Annotated in this window: 14 protein-coding genes and 1 other annotated feature; of the genes, 1 reads left to right on the top strand and 13 read right to left on the bottom strand. The window is 44.2% G+C overall.

Features of this window, described 5'->3' with window-relative positions; translation table 11 throughout:
* Window positions 1–74: 74 nt before the first annotated feature.
* The 11 genes from HNR44_RS01435 to hemA form a co-directional block, all read right to left on the bottom strand.
* The gene (locus HNR44_RS01435; RefSeq protein WP_184402349.1) at window positions 75–1,352 is read right to left on the bottom strand and encodes a bifunctional folylpolyglutamate synthase/dihydrofolate synthase; all 1,278 of its coding nucleotides are present in this window, start codon (window positions 1,350–1,352) and stop codon (window positions 75–77) included.
* 22 nt (window positions 1,353–1,374) lie between these two features.
* Complete coding sequence (locus HNR44_RS01430; RefSeq protein WP_184402348.1) at window positions 1,375–4,026, bottom strand: valine--tRNA ligase; 2,652 nt, start codon at window positions 4,024–4,026, stop codon at window positions 1,375–1,377.
* A gap of 47 nt (window positions 4,027–4,073) precedes the next feature.
* Window positions 4,074–4,292, bottom strand: a binding site (T-box leader).
* Window positions 4,293–4,704: 412 nt separating this feature from the next.
* Window positions 4,705–5,157 (bottom strand): GNAT family N-acetyltransferase, encoded by a 453-nt coding sequence (locus HNR44_RS01425; protein WP_184402347.1) that lies wholly within the window; start codon window positions 5,155–5,157, stop codon window positions 4,705–4,707.
* Window positions 5,158–5,390: 233 nt separating this feature from the next.
* The gene (locus HNR44_RS01420) at window positions 5,391–6,410 is read right to left on the bottom strand and encodes a phosphotransferase (RefSeq protein WP_184402346.1); all 1,020 of its coding nucleotides are present in this window, start codon (window positions 6,408–6,410) and stop codon (window positions 5,391–5,393) included.
* Entirely contained in the window at window positions 6,403–7,719 is a 1,317-nt protein-coding gene (locus HNR44_RS17915; protein ID WP_184402345.1) for a LysM peptidoglycan-binding domain-containing protein, read from the bottom strand. The genes HNR44_RS01420 and HNR44_RS17915 overlap by 8 nt, the downstream gene beginning before the upstream one ends.
* A gap of 274 nt (window positions 7,720–7,993) precedes the next feature.
* Window positions 7,994–9,286, bottom strand: coding sequence for a glutamate-1-semialdehyde 2,1-aminomutase (hemL, locus tag HNR44_RS01410; protein WP_184402344.1), 1,293 nt, complete (start codon window positions 9,284–9,286; stop codon window positions 7,994–7,996).
* A 5-nt stretch (window positions 9,287–9,291) separates the two neighbouring features.
* Window positions 9,292–10,284 carry a porphobilinogen synthase gene (gene hemB, locus HNR44_RS01405; protein ID WP_184402343.1) on the bottom strand — a complete coding sequence of 331 codons (993 nt, stop codon included), beginning with the start codon at window positions 10,282–10,284 and terminating at the stop codon, window positions 9,292–9,294.
* A 7-nt stretch (window positions 10,285–10,291) separates the two neighbouring features.
* Window positions 10,292–11,038: a uroporphyrinogen-III synthase gene (locus tag HNR44_RS01400; protein ID WP_184402342.1), complete on the bottom strand. Its 747-nt coding sequence runs from the start codon at window positions 11,036–11,038 to the stop codon at window positions 10,292–10,294.
* A gap of 5 nt (window positions 11,039–11,043) precedes the next feature.
* Window positions 11,044–11,976, bottom strand: coding sequence for a hydroxymethylbilane synthase (hemC, locus tag HNR44_RS01395; RefSeq protein ID WP_184402341.1), 933 nt, complete (start codon window positions 11,974–11,976; stop codon window positions 11,044–11,046).
* Window positions 11,977–12,003: 27 nt separating this feature from the next.
* Window positions 12,004–12,834, bottom strand: a complete 831-nt coding sequence (locus HNR44_RS01390) for a cytochrome c biogenesis protein CcsA (RefSeq protein ID WP_184402340.1) — start codon at window positions 12,832–12,834, stop codon at window positions 12,004–12,006.
* A 35-nt stretch (window positions 12,835–12,869) separates the two neighbouring features.
* Window positions 12,870–14,285, bottom strand: a complete 1,416-nt coding sequence (gene hemA / locus HNR44_RS01385; protein ID WP_184402339.1) for a glutamyl-tRNA reductase — start codon at window positions 14,283–14,285, stop codon at window positions 12,870–12,872.
* A gap of 297 nt (window positions 14,286–14,582) precedes the next feature.
* On the opposite strand from hemA, the gene HNR44_RS01380 reads away from it, so the two are divergent.
* Window positions 14,583–15,080: a LiaI-LiaF-like domain-containing protein gene (locus HNR44_RS01380; protein WP_184402338.1), complete on the top strand. Its 498-nt coding sequence runs from the start codon at window positions 14,583–14,585 to the stop codon at window positions 15,078–15,080.
* Here HNR44_RS01380 and yihA read toward each other — a convergent pair.
* Window positions 15,077–15,664, bottom strand: a complete 588-nt coding sequence (gene yihA, locus HNR44_RS01375) for a ribosome biogenesis GTP-binding protein YihA/YsxC (protein WP_184402337.1) — start codon at window positions 15,662–15,664, stop codon at window positions 15,077–15,079. The genes HNR44_RS01380 and yihA overlap by 4 nt on opposite strands.
* The gene (gene lon, locus HNR44_RS01370) at window positions 15,651–17,987 is read right to left on the bottom strand and encodes an endopeptidase La (RefSeq protein WP_184402336.1); all 2,337 of its coding nucleotides are present in this window, start codon (window positions 17,985–17,987) and stop codon (window positions 15,651–15,653) included. The genes yihA and lon overlap by 14 nt, the downstream gene beginning before the upstream one ends.
* Window positions 17,988–18,030: the final 43 nt, after the last annotated feature.

Genomic DNA, 18,030 nt, shown 5'->3' with positions numbered 1-18,030 from the left:
TCATTCATCGAATATAACACAACCACCTATATAAAGAATATTCGCTGGTTTTGTCGAATATCCTTCTTTTTTCTTTAAAAAAATTGACTTCGCACTTCTGATATTAAAAATAAAGACCCAGTAATGACTATCACATCCGAAGGAGCTGCGCGGCGAAGCAATTCATGAAGCCCTTCTTTCCAACTGTGAAAAACCTCGGCTTTTAGCGGCAACTGGGCAGGGTCGGCTGACCTAGGATGATCAAAGCTCGATAGTATGAAACTTTCCGGGTTGAGAGAGAACAATGGATCAAACATCCCACGGACCTCTTTCTCTTTCGTAACTGCTGTTAATATATGAATGGAGGGTTCCGAGTCTAGCCGGCTAAGAAAGTGGGCTAAGCGCTCAATGCCCTCAGGATTGTGGGCTCCATCTAAAAACACAGGAGGGGAGTCTTGAACTTTCTCTAGGCGGCCCGGCCAAAAGGCCCGTTCCAAGCCTGTTTTTATCGATGTATCATCAATTGAAAAAGAACAGGAGTCCCTGAGGTACTCGGCGATCATCACAGCAAGAGCGCCATTTTCCAACTGGTGTTCACCGCGCAGAGCAACATGAAGATCCTCATAACAACGGAAAGGCGTGCGCATCGTGAACGTCCCTCCATCAGTGCTCGTATGCCCGTTGATCACCTCAAAATGATCGTTTAACGCGTAAAATGGGGCGCTTTTTGCTAATGACTGTTCACGAATGACCGTTTTCGCTTCGGGGTTTTGACAAGTGGTAATCACCGGTACCTCTTGTTTAATAATGCCTGCTTTTTCACTAGCGATCTCTGTAATCTCTGAGCCGAGAATGTGCATATGATCCCTGCCGACATTTGTAATGGCAGCTAAGAGCGGATGAACGACGTTCGTTGCATCAAGTCGTCCGCCTAATCCTACTTCCCAGATCACGATGTCAGGAAGTGCTACCTTGGCAAAATGCCAAATGGCCATCGCTGTTAAAAGTTCAAATTCGGTGGGAGCTCCCCATTCCGTCTTTGCAAGTGCTTCAGCATGGGGGGCAATCGCGTTTGCTGCCGAGATCAAATCATCTTGATGGATCGGAATTCCATTGACACTGATCCGTTCTTCAAATTCCACTACATACGGGGAGGTGAAAGTCCCCACGTTCAAGCCTGATTCCCCTAATATTGAACGTAAATATGCGATCGTTGATCCTTTTCCGTTCGTGCCACCAATGTGGATCGACGGAAGTCGGCGCTCGGGGTGATGAAGCGCCGACAGTATATATTCCATACGATTCAATCCAGGTTTGAGCCCAAAAGCTTGAGCCCCCTTCAACCATGACATCACTTCTTCATACGTTTCCATATTCCTCCCCTTTCACCCATAACTATCCGATATTCTCTAACTCGCTCATCCGTTTTACAATCGCCGAGCGTTTCTCCGTATAGTCGGCTTGTTTTGCGCGTTCCGATTCTACAACCGCTTGCGGTGCATTATTTACAAAACCTTCATTGGCGAGCTTTTGCTCCACGCGTTTGATTTCTTCATCCATTTTCTCCTTTTCCGCTTGCAAACGAGTGATTTCCGCGTTTACATCAATAAGGCCAGTAAGCGGAATATATAACTCAACACCACTTAACACATGAGATACAGCTTGTTCGGGAACCTCGAGCTGAGGATCAATGACCAGCGGTTCCGGGTTACAAAAACGTTCGATATACTGTTTCCCGCGTTTGATTCTTTCTTCTGCGTCCTTAGAGGTTGGTTTTACATGAAGCGGGATTTCTTTCTTCGGCGCCACATCCATCTCTGCCCTAGTATTGCGAACGGTGCGAATCACCGATTGGTACATTTCCATATCTTTGAGTGCTTCATCATCACTTAGAGATTCATCTACTTTCGGCCACGAAGCAAGTGTTATCGTTTCCCCTTCATGAGGAAGATACTGCCAGATTTCTTCACTTAAAAACGGCATAAATGGGTGCAATAAACGCAGGGTTTCATCAAGGACATAGGATAGAACGGATTGAGCGGTTTGTTTTTCTTTTTTATCATCACCGTAAAGTGGGAGCTTTGCCATCTCAATATACCAATCACAGACGTCATCCCAAATGAAATTGTATAGCGTTCGGCCTGCCTCCCCAAACTCATATCGATCCATCAGACGATTAATTTCCGCAATCGTATGTTGCAGCTTTGTAAGAATCCAGCGATCAGCTGTCGATGTCACCCCGCTTAGATCCATATCTTCATAGGTGAATCCTTCCATATTCATAAGCGCAAAACGGGAGGCATTCCAGATTTTATTCCCGAAATTCCAATTTGCCGTCACTTTTTCCCATTGAAACGTTAAATCATTCCCTGGGGTCGTTCCCGTGGCCAATGTAAAACGAAGGGCATCTGCACCATATTTTTCCACAACATCCATAGGGTCGACACCATTGCCAAGGGATTTACTCATCTTACGACCCTGAGCATCACGGACAAGACCGTGAATAAGAACATCCTGGAATGGCCGTTCATTTGTGAACTCCAGTCCTTGGAAAATCATTCGAGAAACCCAGAAAAAGATGATGTCATAGCCCGTTACGAGTACATTCGTTGGGTAAAAACGTTGTAAATCCTCTGCATCGGTATCCGGCCAGCCCATCGTGGAAAATGGCCAAAGTGCTGAGCTAAACCACGTATCGAGAACGTCCTCATCTTGCTCCCAGTTTTCAATGTCCTCCGGTGCGTGTTTACTAACGTGAATGTCTCCGGTTTCTTTATGATACCAAGCAGGAATCCGGTGCCCCCACCATAATTGTCTAGAAATACACCAGTCATGAATATTTTCTAACCACTGTAAATACGTTTTCTCAAAGCGGGACGGGATGAAATGCACCTTTTCCTCCTGCTTTTGTAAATCGATCGCCGTTTGTGCCAAAGGTTCCATATGAACGAACCATTGTGTGGACAAGTACGGTTCAACAACTGCACCCGAGCGTTCAGAGTGACCAACAGAATGGATGTGAGTTTCTGTATGAAATAGAGTGCTTTCATTCTGTAAATCCTCTACAATTTTTTTGCGGCACTCAAAACGGTCGAGTCCTTGATAGTTGCCAGCGTTCTCATTCATCACACCCGCTTCATCCATCACCAATACCCGCGGTAACTCATGGCGTTTACCGATCTCGAAGTCATTCGGATCATGGGCAGGGGTAATTTTTACGGCTCCTGAACCGAATTCCCGGTCAACATATTCATCAGCAATGATTGGGATTTCTCTTTCGACAATCGGCAAGACGACCGTTTCACCGATAAGTGACTGATACCGCTCATCTTGCGGGTGCACAGCGACAGCCGTATCCCCGAGCATCGTTTCCGGCCGGGTGGTTGCCACTTTGATATGCCCTTTTCCATTTTTGAGCGGATATTTCATATGATAAAAAGAGCCTTCAATTTCTTTATATTCTACTTCAATATCGGAAAGGGCTGTTTGTGCCGCAGGATCCCAATTAATAATATATTGTCCACGGTAGATGAGCCCTTTTTCATAGAGACGGACAAATACTTCACGAACCGCATTCGAGAGACCATCATCAAGGGTGAAACGTTCCCTTGTATAATCGAGAGACAAGCCAAGCGTTGACCATTGCTCACGAATAAAGTCCGCGTATTCCTCCTTCCAGTCCCAACTTACATCTAGAAATTGTTCACGTCCTAAATCATGACGACTTCTCCCTTCTTCTTTTAACTTTCCTTCTACCTTGGCCTGTGTGGCAATACCGGCATGATCCATACCTGGAAGCCAAAGCATGTCGCGACCTTCCATCCTTTTTCGACGAGCAATAATGTCTTGAAGTGTCACATCCCAGGCATGACCAAGATGAAGGCGACCGGTAACATTCGGCGGCGGGATCACGATCGAAAATGGCTCGCCTTTCCGTTCTCCTTGTTGAGTCGCTGCAAAGTAACCATTGTTCACCCAGTAAGGGTACCATTTTGCTTCCGTTTTCTTCGGATCATATTTACTAGGCATTTCTTGCTTTTCACTCATGAATAGACCTCCTGGCATATTTTTTACAACAAAAAAAACGCTTTCCCTCAAAGGACGAAAGCGCTCGCGGTACCACCTTTGTTTATGAACGATCCTCATCTCATTCATACACTCGATAACCGTAACGTGGTTAACGGCTCCTCTTACTCATGATTCAGAGAAGCAGCTTGCGGACGACTTCCACACCATTGCCCATGAGAGTCTTCCAGCCTAGGACTCTTTCTCTGTAAGGGGTTGTATGTACTACTTCCAGTCTTCGCTGTTCATCGGGATAATTACTATTATTTTAAGCATCATATGACGATTCGTCAATGTTAGTGTCAGATTAAAATGCTCCTTCATATAAATATAAGAAGCTAAAACGTTGAGAAAGGAGAGGGCTTTTCTTGAAACGAAATTATTACAAGCCGCCGCCAGGGCCTCCTTATGGAAAAAAAAGACCACCCTGGTTTTTAAAATGGCGCTTGGCCGCAGCACAAGTTCTCCTGCCCCTCATCTGTTTTCAAATGTTACGCACATTTATTTTTCCGACTAGCTTTGATGTCTTTATTCTAATTACCTTTATTCTTCTATATTTGTATTTCCGAAAAACACCGTGTTAATACATGTCTGCAGAATCCCGATAGGAACGTGTGCTAGTCCTTGAACGAACGTCCCTATTGTTTCAGAAGACATAATTTATGGTACACAGACTTTCATGAGAGGGAGTTTTCGGTGTAAAAAAGCGGTTGATGGTACATCACCTATTCTTTCGGCACCCATTCTTTGATAAAATCCTTCTGCATGAGGATCACTTTCAATGGTAAATTCGATTATATTCAATTCCTTAGCTTTCATTAATATGTCTTTCCAAATCATCTTCCCCAACCCATGACCTATATAATCTGGGTCAAGGAACAATGCTTTCAGTTGTACGGGATCTGAAGTGAAAGCGAAACTGTAATAAGCAATAATTTTATGATCCCTTTCCATTAGATATACAGGATTGTTTTTAATCTCATCTTTAGTAACTATTAGCTCTTTTTTGCATATCTCCATGAAATCGTCAGTATAACCCCAGTAAGCTTTTGATTTATAAGCTAAATCGCTAAGGGTTACGTTATCCTTCATTGTTGCCTTTCTAATAATCACAGTAACTCCCTTTACCCACAAAATTATCCTTCTTTAGATCATCTCACTTATGTACACACGATAGCATCTTTACTTCCTCAATTAAACTGAAAACGAGACTCATCAAAAGAAGATTTCCTTTCATCCGTCCATCACCTTCACTGTTTCCTTTTTTACAAATCATTGTTATCCGCATTACCCCAAATTTTGATTTCAAAATACTTATCCTAATAACGATAAACGCCCATGATCGGTTATTTACCTTTCATGGACGTTTCCTGTGTTTCCTTCCATTGAATCATTTGGTGTAAATATCTTAAGCTGCTTAATTTTGATTGAAGCATTGCCGTCCACTGATGTTCAGCAAATTTGCGGGGGGTGGTACGATACGACTCTGCAAATTCTAAAATCGGTGTAGGTGTGAGTGTCAGCGCTTTTAAGAGTCCGGTATCCGCTTCACTCCAGCTCGGCCCATAAGCTTCATACGTTCCGTAAAGTTTTTTACCATCTAGAGGGTGGAAAGGCTGCTTTCGGCTTAAATCACGATAGAAATAGGCGAGGTCGTATGCCGGAGGCCCCGGGCCACTCGTTTCCCAATTCGTAAACCAAGCGTTACCATCAGCCTCAATAAGGCCATGCTCCAGCGTAGGCTGACCATGACAGAATACGAAACGATACGACTCTTTTTCCTGAATTTGCCGTGCCCATTTTTGAAACCCTTTCCTTGCCTCTTTAAACAGCTGATTAAGGAATGGATATCCATTTAAAAATGTTAGTTCGAACGGGGATAAGAATCTAGATTGTTCAAACTGATCAGTGATTCGTTCCATCATGAGCTGGTCTTGCTGCCTTAACTGTTCCACTTCCTGTTTATAATTTTTGACTTCTTCTTCACTCAACTTTTCCTCGGACTCGGAAGTCTTATGATTACTCGCAAGGATGGTTAACAACCTAAGCTCCTTTGGAGGAGGGGAAGGAATGGGTTCATCCTCGATCCAGGGTTCAAGGTAATACACTTGCTCGTCTACTTCAAAAACAGGCAAATCCCCCTTTGCTCTTTGCATGAGAGGGATAACACCTTGAATACCTGCACGTTCTGCGTAACGAAGGTGATGCAAAAAATTTTCCCGATCAGTGTCCGTACGCTGCCATCTTTTAATGGCTATTGGACCCGTTGGAGCTTCAGCCTTTAGGACCCGCTCACTGATCCACGTCCAGTCAGCTCCCTGAAGATTTATTTTGTCTAAAAGTCGCTGTTCATTGAATTCATTCATTTGCTTTATGCACCGGTATATAGACAATTTCACCTTCTTCAACATGGTTCATATCCATATTGTTCCATCTAAGAAGCTGTTGAACAGAATAACCATAGCGATCAGCAATGGTATCCAACGATTCATTCTCTTGGATGATACACATGCGCATTTTTGTGAAAGATTCTCGGTCTCCTTTTTCCAACATTTCCGTTAGATAAAGAGCATTATCTTTTTTGTTAGTGGCTGATTCTAGCTCTGGAACCTCTTCATCATACACTTCTTCGCCTTCGTCCCGTACATCAACCTCATTGTCGCCATCAGCCTGTACGACTTGATATTCTTCTTCCTGATCACCGGTCAAAGGATCCGTTATACGCGTTTCGGATCTCGCTTCTTTTTCTACTCCGATACGTACTACCTCGGGTTCAGGTTCGGATTTTTGTTCGGGTTCTGTCTCGAGTTCTAAATTGTGTTCAGGTTCAGGCTCTGACTCCATTTCTGTTTTTTCTTGCTCGAATTCAGGCTCAGCCCTTGTTTCCGGTTGTTGTTCAGGTTCGGATTTTAGTGCCGTTTCTGGTTGTTCTTGCTCGGATTCAGGTTTAGCCCTTGTTTCTGACTGTTGTTCTAGGTCGGGGTTAGGACCCGTTGGTTTTTGTTCAATTTCCGCCCTGGCTTCTGGCCTAGGTTCAACATTCATCTCAGGTACTTTTTCCTCTTCTTCTTGCGGTGGCGATTCCTGTTTATTTTCCATCCTGTCCTTCGTATGCATACCAGGTAAATCACTGCTGGATGTCTCTTTTTCCGGGGGCGGGACTTTCACTTCGTGTGTAAAGGTCGGGAAGGGCATAGGTGGTGGGCCGACCGTTTTTTCAGCAGCACCCATCTCTTCTGTTTCTTTCATCCCCGAAATTGTTACATCTGCCGTTAACTGAATACAACTCGGCTCAGGAAGATCATAATCAAAACTATCAATTTGTACATATAATTCGTCGAGACTCTGAATACGGCTTATAGGAATGGTTACATCAACGGGAAAAAAATGTTTGATTTCCCGCTCCCCCGTATCGATTGTCCGAACGCTATCAGCTTTTTGCGAAGTAAATTTTTGCTGATATTCATCATTCAGTTCATCTTCATTCTTATCGTATGGATGATACTGCCCAATAAGGTGAAGTCCACCTCGAATGACAACTTCATGATCATCCTCTCGCATGGTAATATCTGGCTCCAGCTCTAGCCCTAAAATCGTTTGAATTCGTTCACCTTGATCGAGCCATACCGACTCTTCAAGGTTAAAAGTCAGAGATGTTGGTTGTTCTTGGGTCACGGTTTGTTCCCCCTCTTTGTTAAAATACGGTCCGTTCCGCAATTTTTTTGTACGCTACCAACGTATGTATCAGCAACTACGGTTATGCGTAGTTTCTTAGGGCCCTTTTATCCAACAAGCGACATCGCTCCGAGTTATACTTCCATTCCCTCTGGGAGCTCTTCATTCGCTTAGAAAAGAAAGAGGATCAATGAGAGGAACACAAACAGCCGCCCTTGACAGTTATGAAGCCTCAAAAAAACCGTCCAAACTAAACGTTTGGACGGTTTTTCCATTACCTTGCAATTTTCGCAAAGACTCGTTCTGCAGCTGATATCGTTTCTTCAATAATTTCATCGTTGTGCTTGGTAGAGAGGAACATGCCTTCAAATTGAGATGGGGCAATTGATATTCCTTCCTGGAGCATTTCTTTAAAATAGGAAGCGAACAATTGCAAATCCGCAGATTGAGCCGTTTCAAAGTTCCTCACATTTTCATCCGTGAAGAAGAAGCCTATCATGGAACCAGCTCGATTGATATGATGTGGAATTCCATGTTTTTTCGCCGCTGCGCTTAGTCCCTCTTCCAAGCGCTCACCCCGTCGTTCGAATTGTTCGTAGTCTTCCGGGCCAACTTGTGAAAGAGTTTCATACCCTGCGGTCATTGCAAGTGGATTTCCCGATAATGTCCCCGCCTGATAAATCGGTCCATCAGGGGCAATCTTAGCCATAATATCACTTCGACCACCGTAAGCGCCTACGGGGAGACCTCCACCAATCACTTTTCCAAGTGTGGTTAAATCTGGAGTGACCCCAAATTTTCCTTGGGCACAATGATACCCCACACGGAAACCGCTCATTACTTCGTCAAAGATGAGCAAACTTCCATGATCCTCGGTGATCTCGCGAACACCTTCAAGATAACCTTCTTCTGGAGGAACGACGTTCATATTTCCCGCCACCGGTTCAAGAATGACCGCCGCAATGTCCTCCCCAAACTTTTCGAACACAAGCGAAAGGCTCTCCAAATCATTGTAGGGGACGGTAAGTGTCTGTGATGCTGTACCTTCCGGTACGCCCGGACTATCTGGTAATCCTAACGTGGCAACGCCGGAGCCAGCTTTAATCAGCAAGGAATCACCGTGGCCGTGATAGCACCCTTCCATTTTGACGATTTTATTCCTTCCAGTGAAACCACGTGCAAGTCGCAATGCGCTCATCGTTGCTTCAGTTCCTGAATTGACAAAACGTACGACATCAACCGAAGGGACACGGTCAATGACAAGTTCAGCGAGAGCTGTTTCCATTTCGTGAGAACTCCCAAAGCTGGTTCCGAGTGCTGCTGTTTCCTGCAAACGGTTGACAACATGGGGATCAGCATGGCCAAGAAGTAGTGGCCCCCATGACAATACATAATCAATATACGTTTGATCATCGAGATCTGTAATGGTTGCTCCTTCACCCTTTTTCATATAAATGCCATGATCCATCCCAACAGATGAATACGCGCGAACTGCACTGCTTACTCCCCCTGGCATCAGAGGTTTTGCCTTCTGAAATGCTTCTTTCGAACGTTCAAATGTACGCATGCTGATCACTCTCCCTTAATATTTTCATCAATCCAACGTGCCATATCTTTCGCAAAATAAGTCACAATTAGATCCGCACCTGCACGTTTCATACTCGTTAATTTTTCGATGACTGTTTCTTTTTCATCAAGCCACCCTTGCGCGGCGGCTGATTTGATCATCGAGTACTCCCCGGAGACATTGTAGGCAACAATGGGCCGATTGATCTGTTCCTTAACATCTCGAACGATATCAAGATAGGATAGTGCTGGTTTGATGATTAAAAAGTCAGCTCCCTCTTCATCATCGGACGAAGCTTCACGAAGGGCTTCCTTTCGGTTTGCAGGGTCCATCTGATAGGTTCGTCGATCACCAAATGATGGAGAACTGTGAGCCGCATCACGGAACGGGCCATAATAAGCAGAAGCATACTTCACCGCATAAGACATCACCGGTACATGGACAAAGCCCGCTTCATCCAAGCCATTTCGAATAGCCGTGACAAAGCCGTCCATCATGTTCGAAGGTGCGATCACATCAGCTCCTGCTTCAGCCTGAGAGACTGCTGTCTTCGTAAGTAAATCCAGAGAAGTGTCATTTATGATCGTACCATCTTCAATGACACCGCAATGGCCATGATCCGTAAATTGACAAAGACACGTATCTGCAATGATGGTTAGTTCCGGATGGCGTACTTTCAATTCCCGTATTGCCCTCTGGACAATCCCGTTCTCTGCATACGCATTGCTTCCGACCTCATCTTTTCTTTCCGGAACTCCAAAGAGAAGAATGGCTTGAATGCCTTGCTCCACCACATCGTCGATCTCTTCTTTTAGTAAGTCAATGGAATATTGATATACCCCTGGCATCGAAGGAACCTCGTTTTTGACCTCGCTTCCCTCCACCGTAAAAACGGGGTATATCAAATCCGCTTTTTCCACAGTCGTTTCACGCACGAGATCTCTTAAGGAGCTCGTCGTTCTAAGACGACGATGACGGTCAAATTGAAGTTCTTTCATCTCACGATCACCTCAATACATAGTTTGAAGTTAACTTGGCTAAATCTGCGAATGTGTGTGTCGAGGCGGCTTGTACCCAAGAAAAGCCTGCAGACCGGGCAGCTTCTGCTGTAATCGATCCGATGCAAAGAGCCTGGACCTTTGAAGTATTCGTTTGCATCGCCGTAAAGGCCTGGACACTGCTTGGGCTTGCAAACGTAATCACAGCGCTTGGATACAGCATCAGGAATTTATCCAGATCGGGTGCGCTTTCTATTTTTGGCGTCGTTTCATAGATGGCAGCCTCGAACACATTCGCCCCTTGCCTTCGTAAAAACTCAGCAAGTACCGGTCTGGCCTGTTTACTTTTTGGAAGTACGACCGTGTCCCCGATGTTTATTTTAACACTTAAGACCTCAGCAAGTGCTTCGGCAGTATAGGGGTGATCCGGAATCACATCTACCGAGTATCCAGCTGCCTTAGCTGCTTCAGCTGTTTTGGGGCCGACAGCTGCCACCCGCATGTCGGAAGTAATCCATTCACTCGTTTCCATCAAGGCATGAAAATAATGAATGGCAGTTGCACTTGTAAAAACCAGCCAGTTTGCCTCTTTTGCAGAGGGGATTTTTTTGTAACTATCAAGGGCTTGTTGTTTGACAAGCGGAATATGCTTTACTGGGACTTCCAATGCCTGAAGTTCTTTGACTAAAGGATCTTCAGCCCCCTGATCTGTTTTCGCTCTCGTTACAAGAGCAATCGATGACCTCGCTGGCATTTGAATTACTGCTCCAGTTCATTTTTCACTTGATCGAGAATTTCCTTACCCCCGCGCTCCAGGAGGTTAGCAGCGATCACTTTCCCAAGATGATCCGGATTATCTCCTTTCACCTCATCCTGAAGCAATGTTTTACCATCTGGTGAAGCGACAAGTGCCTTCAGGGTAATCTCATTATTTTCTCCAAGTGTTGCATGTCCGGCTACCGGAACGGAACAACTTCCCTCTACATGTTTTAAGAATGCTCGTTCTGCTTGAACCGTCCGAGCTACAGTATCGTTGTGGATATGCTGAAGCAATTGTTTACTATCATCATCATCTTCCCTGCATTCAATGCCAAGGGCACCTTGCCCTACCGACGGCAAACTATCTTCAGGGTGTAAATATTCAGTAACCACCTCTTCTGACCAGCCCATTCTTGACAAACCGGCAGCCGCTAACACGATGGCATCAAAATCTTCCTCTTTCATTTTACGCATCCGAGTTTCGATATTCCCACGGATCCACTTCACTTCTACGTCTGGACGAGCTGCGAGAATTTGCGCTTGTCTGCGTAAACTACTCGTCCCAACAACTGAACCGGCCGGTAGTTCATGAAGCGTTTCACCAGATTCTGAAATCAATACATCTCTTGGATCTTCACGATCTGTAACTGCTCCAAGTGTAAACCCCTCCGGGATGACAGATGGAATGTCTTTCATACTGTGGACAGCAATATCAATCTCTTCATTCTCTAAGGCCTGTTCGATTTCTTTTACGAAAAGTGCCTTTCCTCCTACTTTGGATAGCGTCACATCGAGAATTCGATCGCCTTTGGTGACGATCTTTTTCAACTCAAAGTTATAGGGCAGGTTAAGGGCTTCTAACTTCTGAACGACCCATTCTGCTTGCTTCAGTGCCAAATTACTTTTTCTCGTTCCAATTACAATTGTTCTCATTTTTGCCTCCCGTTCTACCACTACATCTTACCCTCCATCATTCCAAAGATGAAAGGTTGACCATTCACTCGTCAACAAATAATTGGCAAGTAAAACGATAAACCCAAGCATATTATAAAAGGCCATGCCATACCCTTGTTTTCCTTTTACCGCTCGTTGATATAAATACACTCCATAATATAATAACACGACTAAGGAACCAAGGATCTTCGGATCAAACAATGGAAGCGTAAAGATCGCTCCTTCCCAAATAAACCCGAGAATAACCCCTAATAGTAATAAAGGGTACGCGCACATCGTTGTGACAAATGTAAAGCGATCAAGTTTGTACAAGCTTCCAAATCGTAAAAGCCTTTTCCCCCACGTCTTTTTCTTTAACATTTGATGTTCAAGCATATACATAACAGAACAGACAAAGGCGAGTGTAAATCCCGCATAAGAAAGAATGATCAGCGTCACATGCAAGAGAAGAAGTTCTGAGGTGAGAATTTCCTCCAGATCTGAAGGTAGATTGCCCGTTGGCAAGAATATACTCACAGCCATCAAAGAGAAACCCACCACGTTCATGAAAAAAACGAGAAAATCCACACGAAAGTAAAAGTTAATCATTAAGGAGAGTGTGACCATTGCCCAAGCATAAAAGATTAAACCTTCAAAGGGGGTTAACAAAGGCAATCGCTCAAATTGAAAAGTTCGAATAAGTAAGAAGATCGTCTGCAACATCCAGACGATAGAAAGCAACCAGAAGGCCGCACGGTTAGCCTTCCGGTTGTTCTGAAGAAAGTCAATAAAATATGCAAACACGCTTAGACTATAGAGGATAATCGTCAAAACATAGATTCCATTTGAGGCGGCCACTTCCGTTCATACCACCTTTTCTATCATTGGGTCGCTTATACAGGGGCATCTTGTGCATACGCACCTTGGAGAATCGCCGGTGCTCTCTTTTTATCTCGTTTTTTTTCTTCTTCAAGGTCTGAATCTACTTCTTTCTCAGCGTCAGCGAGCAACCTCAATGCTTCCGCTTCCTTCGCGTCAGCAACTTCATCTTCAAGACCAAAAATCTCGGTGAAAAGCTTCAGTGACTCTTCACTGTCTTCCTCTCCTGCCATTTCCTTGGCACGGGTGATCGGTTCTTTCAACAGTTGATTCACAATGCTTTTCGTGTGTTTGCTTAAAACTTTTCGCTCCCGGTCATCCATATCCGGCATTTTACGTTCAATACTCTTCATCGTCTCTGCCTGAATTGATAGTGCCTTCGTACGCAGAGCAGAAATGACCGGTACAACCCCAAGTGTATGAATCCAATCTTTAAACGCAGCAAGCTCCGCTCCCATCATCTCCTCGATGTCGGCAGCCGCTGTTTTTCTTTCGCTCATATTGGCAGCAACAATTCCTTCAAGGTCGTCAACATCATATAAATAGACATCTTCAAGTGCTCCAAGTGCCGGATCAAGATCGCGCGGAACTGCGATATCTATCATAAACAAAGGGCGTCCTTTTCTTTTTTTAATAAGATTTTTTAATTGTTCTTTCTCTAAAATATATTGGTCGGAGCTCGTAGATGAGATCATGATATCTGCTTCTATTAGAGAATTCTCTAATTCTTCAATAGGCCGTGCTTGTCCCTTTACGTTTTCAGCAAGCTCCTTAGCCCGTTCATACGTCCGATTCATGACAGTGATACTTTCAGAACCGTTGGCATTTAGATGCTGCGCCGTCAGTTCACTCATTTTCCCTGCTCCAACAACGAGCACATTCTTCCCTGCAAAATCACCGAACATCTGTCTCCCAAGTTCGACAGCTGCATAACTCACCGATGCCGGATTATCATTAATCCCCGTCTCTTTATGTGCTCGTTTGGCAAATGTAATCACTTGGCGGAACAATTGATTGAATACCGTTCCCGTAGAGCCAAGCTTTTGCGCTGTTCGAAAGCTTGCTTTCACTTGTCCAAGAATTTGCGTTTCTCCGAGAATCATGGACTCAAGCCCAGTGCTTACTCGCATGAGATGATTGATGGCATCATCGTTTTCTCTCATGTTCAATACGTGCGAAAAACTTTCTTGAGGTGCTTCAAACCACTGGGATAAAAATTTCTTCGTAAAGTGACGCCCAGTATGAAGTTGATCAACAACAGCATACACTTCCGTACGGTTACATGTGGATATGATTGCACATTCCAGAACGCTTTTCATCTCCCGCAAAGTCTCAAGCGCCTCCGGCAAATCTTCATCGTCAAAAGCAAATTGTTCGCGCAAATCGACAGGGGCATTTTTATAATCGATGCTCGCAACAATGATATGCATATATACCTCCACCCCCACTTTGTGAAACAGGCCCCTTCTAAGTATCTGGTCCGTTCATTTTGGGTACTCTCTATGCCCATTCGTTATTTTCCATTATAACACGAATATATCTCTAATACTCTTCAGAAATTGTGAACAAGATTCAAAAGGATATATGTTAAGATAAAAACGTGAATGACTTTTACTATTGAAACACATCCGATTCTCGTTCGCAAATGATGTGTTTGTAACTGTAACTACCTTTATGTATATTGTTTTCCAAATGGAAGCTAAAATATGTAAAAACGGGGAAATCGAATGAAACGTAACAACATTTTTATTGGAATGATTTTTATAGGCTTCGGCGTTTATTACTTAACACAAGAGATTACTCCCACACTTGCGGAACATTGGTTGAGCTGGGAAACACTCTTAATCTGGATTGGCCTTGCCCTTTCTATGGACGGTTTTATCAGGAGAAATGGAACGACGCTCTTACCGGGAATCTTTATGGTCGGAATGGGTCTGCATTTTCATGCAATTGCCATCTACCCCAACTGGCCTACTCATGCAGGGATGATTGCAACTCTGTTAGGCATCGCCTGCTTAATCACTTATTTGAAAACAAAAAAAGAATTCCTATTTATTGGAATTTTACTTATGTGTATCGGATTTCTATTTATCTTTTTTGAGCCATTAGTACAAAGAATCGAAACAGCGACCGAAACATATGCCTTTATCTGGCCGCTGCTCCTCATTGTTACAGGATTCATTTTGTTATTTAAACGTCAAAAAAAGAGAAAAGTCAAAGGCTAAATGCTCGCGAGTCTTCGTATCGCGCGCCAGGCCTCCTCCTTCCCCTCCCCTGTTTCCGAAGAAAACAGTACATGTCCATCCTCGGAAGAAGGATCAATGCTCGATAAAATTTGTTTAATATGGGCCGTACGTTTCGTCTTTTTTACTTTATCCATCTTCGTAATGACGAGAATGACGGGAAGTTCATAATACTTCAGCCAATCGTACATCATCAAATCCTGGTCAGAAGGTTCATGCCTGGCGTCAATCAGCAAAACAACACCTTTTAATTGGGGACGGGTTTGTAAGTATTCCTCAGTCATCCGCCCCCAAAACTCCCGTTCTTTCTTTGATACTTTTGCATAACCGTAACCAGGAATATCAACAAAATGGCAGATATCGTTAATGGAAAAAAAATTGAGCGTCCGTGTTTTCCCTGGCTGCTGTGATGTATATGCCAATTTTTTACGCTGGGTAATCGTATTGATAAAAGATGATTTCCCCACATTTGAGCGCCCTGCAAATGCAATTTCTGGCAGGTTCCCGTCCGGATATTGATCAGGCCCTACAGCACTAATCAATAGCTCTGCTTTATGAACGTTCATGGGAAGGAGCCTCCAATGCATGTTGGATGACTTCATCTAGATGAGATACGAGAACGACCGACATATCGTTCCGGATACTATTTGGGATGTCATCCAAATCTTTCTCATTATCTTTTGGTAGAAGAATCTTGGTTAATCCGGCCCGATGGGCACTCATGGATTTCTCCTTCACACCGCCAATGGGAAGTACCCGGCCGCGTAACGTTAACTCTCCAGTCATCCCAACTTCTTTTTTGACAGCACGTCCGGTTATAGCTGAAATTAACGCAGTAGCCATCGTAATCCCAGCCGATGGCCCATCTTTTGGTGTCGCACCTTCAGGAACATGAATATGGATATCTATGTTTTCATAAAAGTCTTCATCAATACCCAGTTCATCAGCGCTGGATCGAATATAGCTAAAAGCGGCCCGTGCCGATTCTTTCATCACATCCCCAAGGTGTCCGGTGAGCGTTAATTCCCCTTTTCCTTTTGAAAGGGAAACTTCAATGGAAAGTGTATCGCCACCTGCTGTCGTATACGCGAGGCCGGTGGCAGCCCCTACTTGATCCTTTTCCTCAACCTGGCCGTACCGCATACGCGGCTTTCCAAGCATGTTTTCGACCGTATTCACCGTAACGATCACTTTCTTCTTCTCCCCTGTAACGATCATTTTGGCTGCCTTACGACAAATGGTCGCCAATTCACGCTCCAGATTTCTTACTCCTGCTTCCCGTGTGTAGTAACGAATCACTTTTACTAATGAATCGTCTTTAATTTGCAAATGACTTTTGGAAAGGCCGTGCGCTTCTAATTGTTTCGGAAGCAAATGGTTGATGGCGATTTCCTTCTTTTCAATTTCTGTGTAACCAGCAATGGAGATGGGTTCCATCCGGTCATAAAGGGGAGCAGGAATCGCCGATATATTGTTCGCCGTCGTAATAAACATAACATTAGAGAGATCATACGTCTCTTCAATGTAATGGTCGCCAAATTGATGATTTTGCTCGGGGTCAAGCACTTCAAGCAACGCCGATGAAGGGTCTCCGCGAAAATCATTTGCCATCTTATCTACTTCATCTAATAGAAAAACAGGATTGACAACCCCTGCGCTTTTCATCCCCTGAATCATTTTCCCAGGCAATGCCCCAACATACGTACGTCTATGACCGCGGATTTCCGCTTCATCCCGCACGCCGCCTAAAGAAATACGAACAAATTCACGCCCGAGTGATCTTGCGACGGATTTTGCAAGCGATGTTTTTCCTACTCCTGGAGGGCCTGTCAGGCAGAGAATTGGACCGCGTAAGGATTGGGTAAGCTGCTGAACAGCGAGATGCTCCAATACCCGTTCTTTTACTTTTTCCAACCCATAATGATCTTCGTCCAAGACTTGCTCAGCATTTTCAAGGTCCAGTTGGTCCGTCGTTTCTTCATGCCAGGGAAGCGCCACGAGCCAATCAAGATATGTACGAATGACGGAGCTTTCCGCAGAAGCCGCTGGCACACGTTCATACCGTGTTAGTTCTTTATGCGCCTTTTCCTCTACGTTCTCCGGCATCTGTGCTTCTTCAATCTGGGTGCGCAGCGTTTCTACTTCTTCGCCTTTTCCCTCTTTATCTCCCAGCTCTTTTTGAATAGCTTTCATTTGTTCACGCAGATAATACTCTTTTTGCGTTTTTTCCATGGACTTCTTTACACGTTGTCCAATTTTTTGTTCTATACCAAGCACTTCTTTTTCATTTGTTAAAATTTCGAGCAGTTGTTGAAGCCGTTCTTTAATATCGACGGCTTCTAGGATTTCCTGCTTTCGCTTCACTTCCAAAGGCAAATGCGATGCAAGTATATCTGCGAAATAACCGGGTTCCTCCATGTCTCGAACAGAAGTTACCGTTTCATCTGATATTTTACTGGATAGTTTGGCGTATTGCTCAAAATGCTCTAAAACTTTTCGTTGTAATGCCGTTACTTCAGCCTGGTTATCCTCAGCAATCGGCAACATTTCAGCGTTGACTTCATAAAAATGTTGGTTCTCTATAAATTCATGAATCGCCGCCCGTTGCAGACCCTCGACGAGTATTCGCGTCGTTCCGTTCGGCATCTTTAACATTTGTTTGACATAAGCAAGTGTTCCTGTCTCATATAAATCATCTTTCTCCGGTTCATCAATAGAGAAATCAATTTGGCTTGCCAATATGATTTTCTGATCATCCGCCATTACTTGCTCAATCGCGCGTACCGATTTATCACGACCTACATCCAGGTGTAATACCATCCCTGGAAAAACGAGTACGCCCCTCAAGGGTAAAAGCGGGATTTTCCGACTTGTTTCGGTTGTCGTCATCGTCAACCTCCATTCAAATTTGTTCATTTTTCCATTTTAGCCT

The sequence above is a fragment of the Geomicrobium halophilum genome, assembly GCF_014207655.1.
GTDB classification, from domain to species: domain Bacteria; phylum Bacillota; class Bacilli; order Bacillales; family Marinococcaceae; genus Geomicrobium; species Geomicrobium halophilum.
Note: the sequence above shows the minus strand (reverse complement) of the source record. Positions and strands in the feature narration are given on the sequence as shown.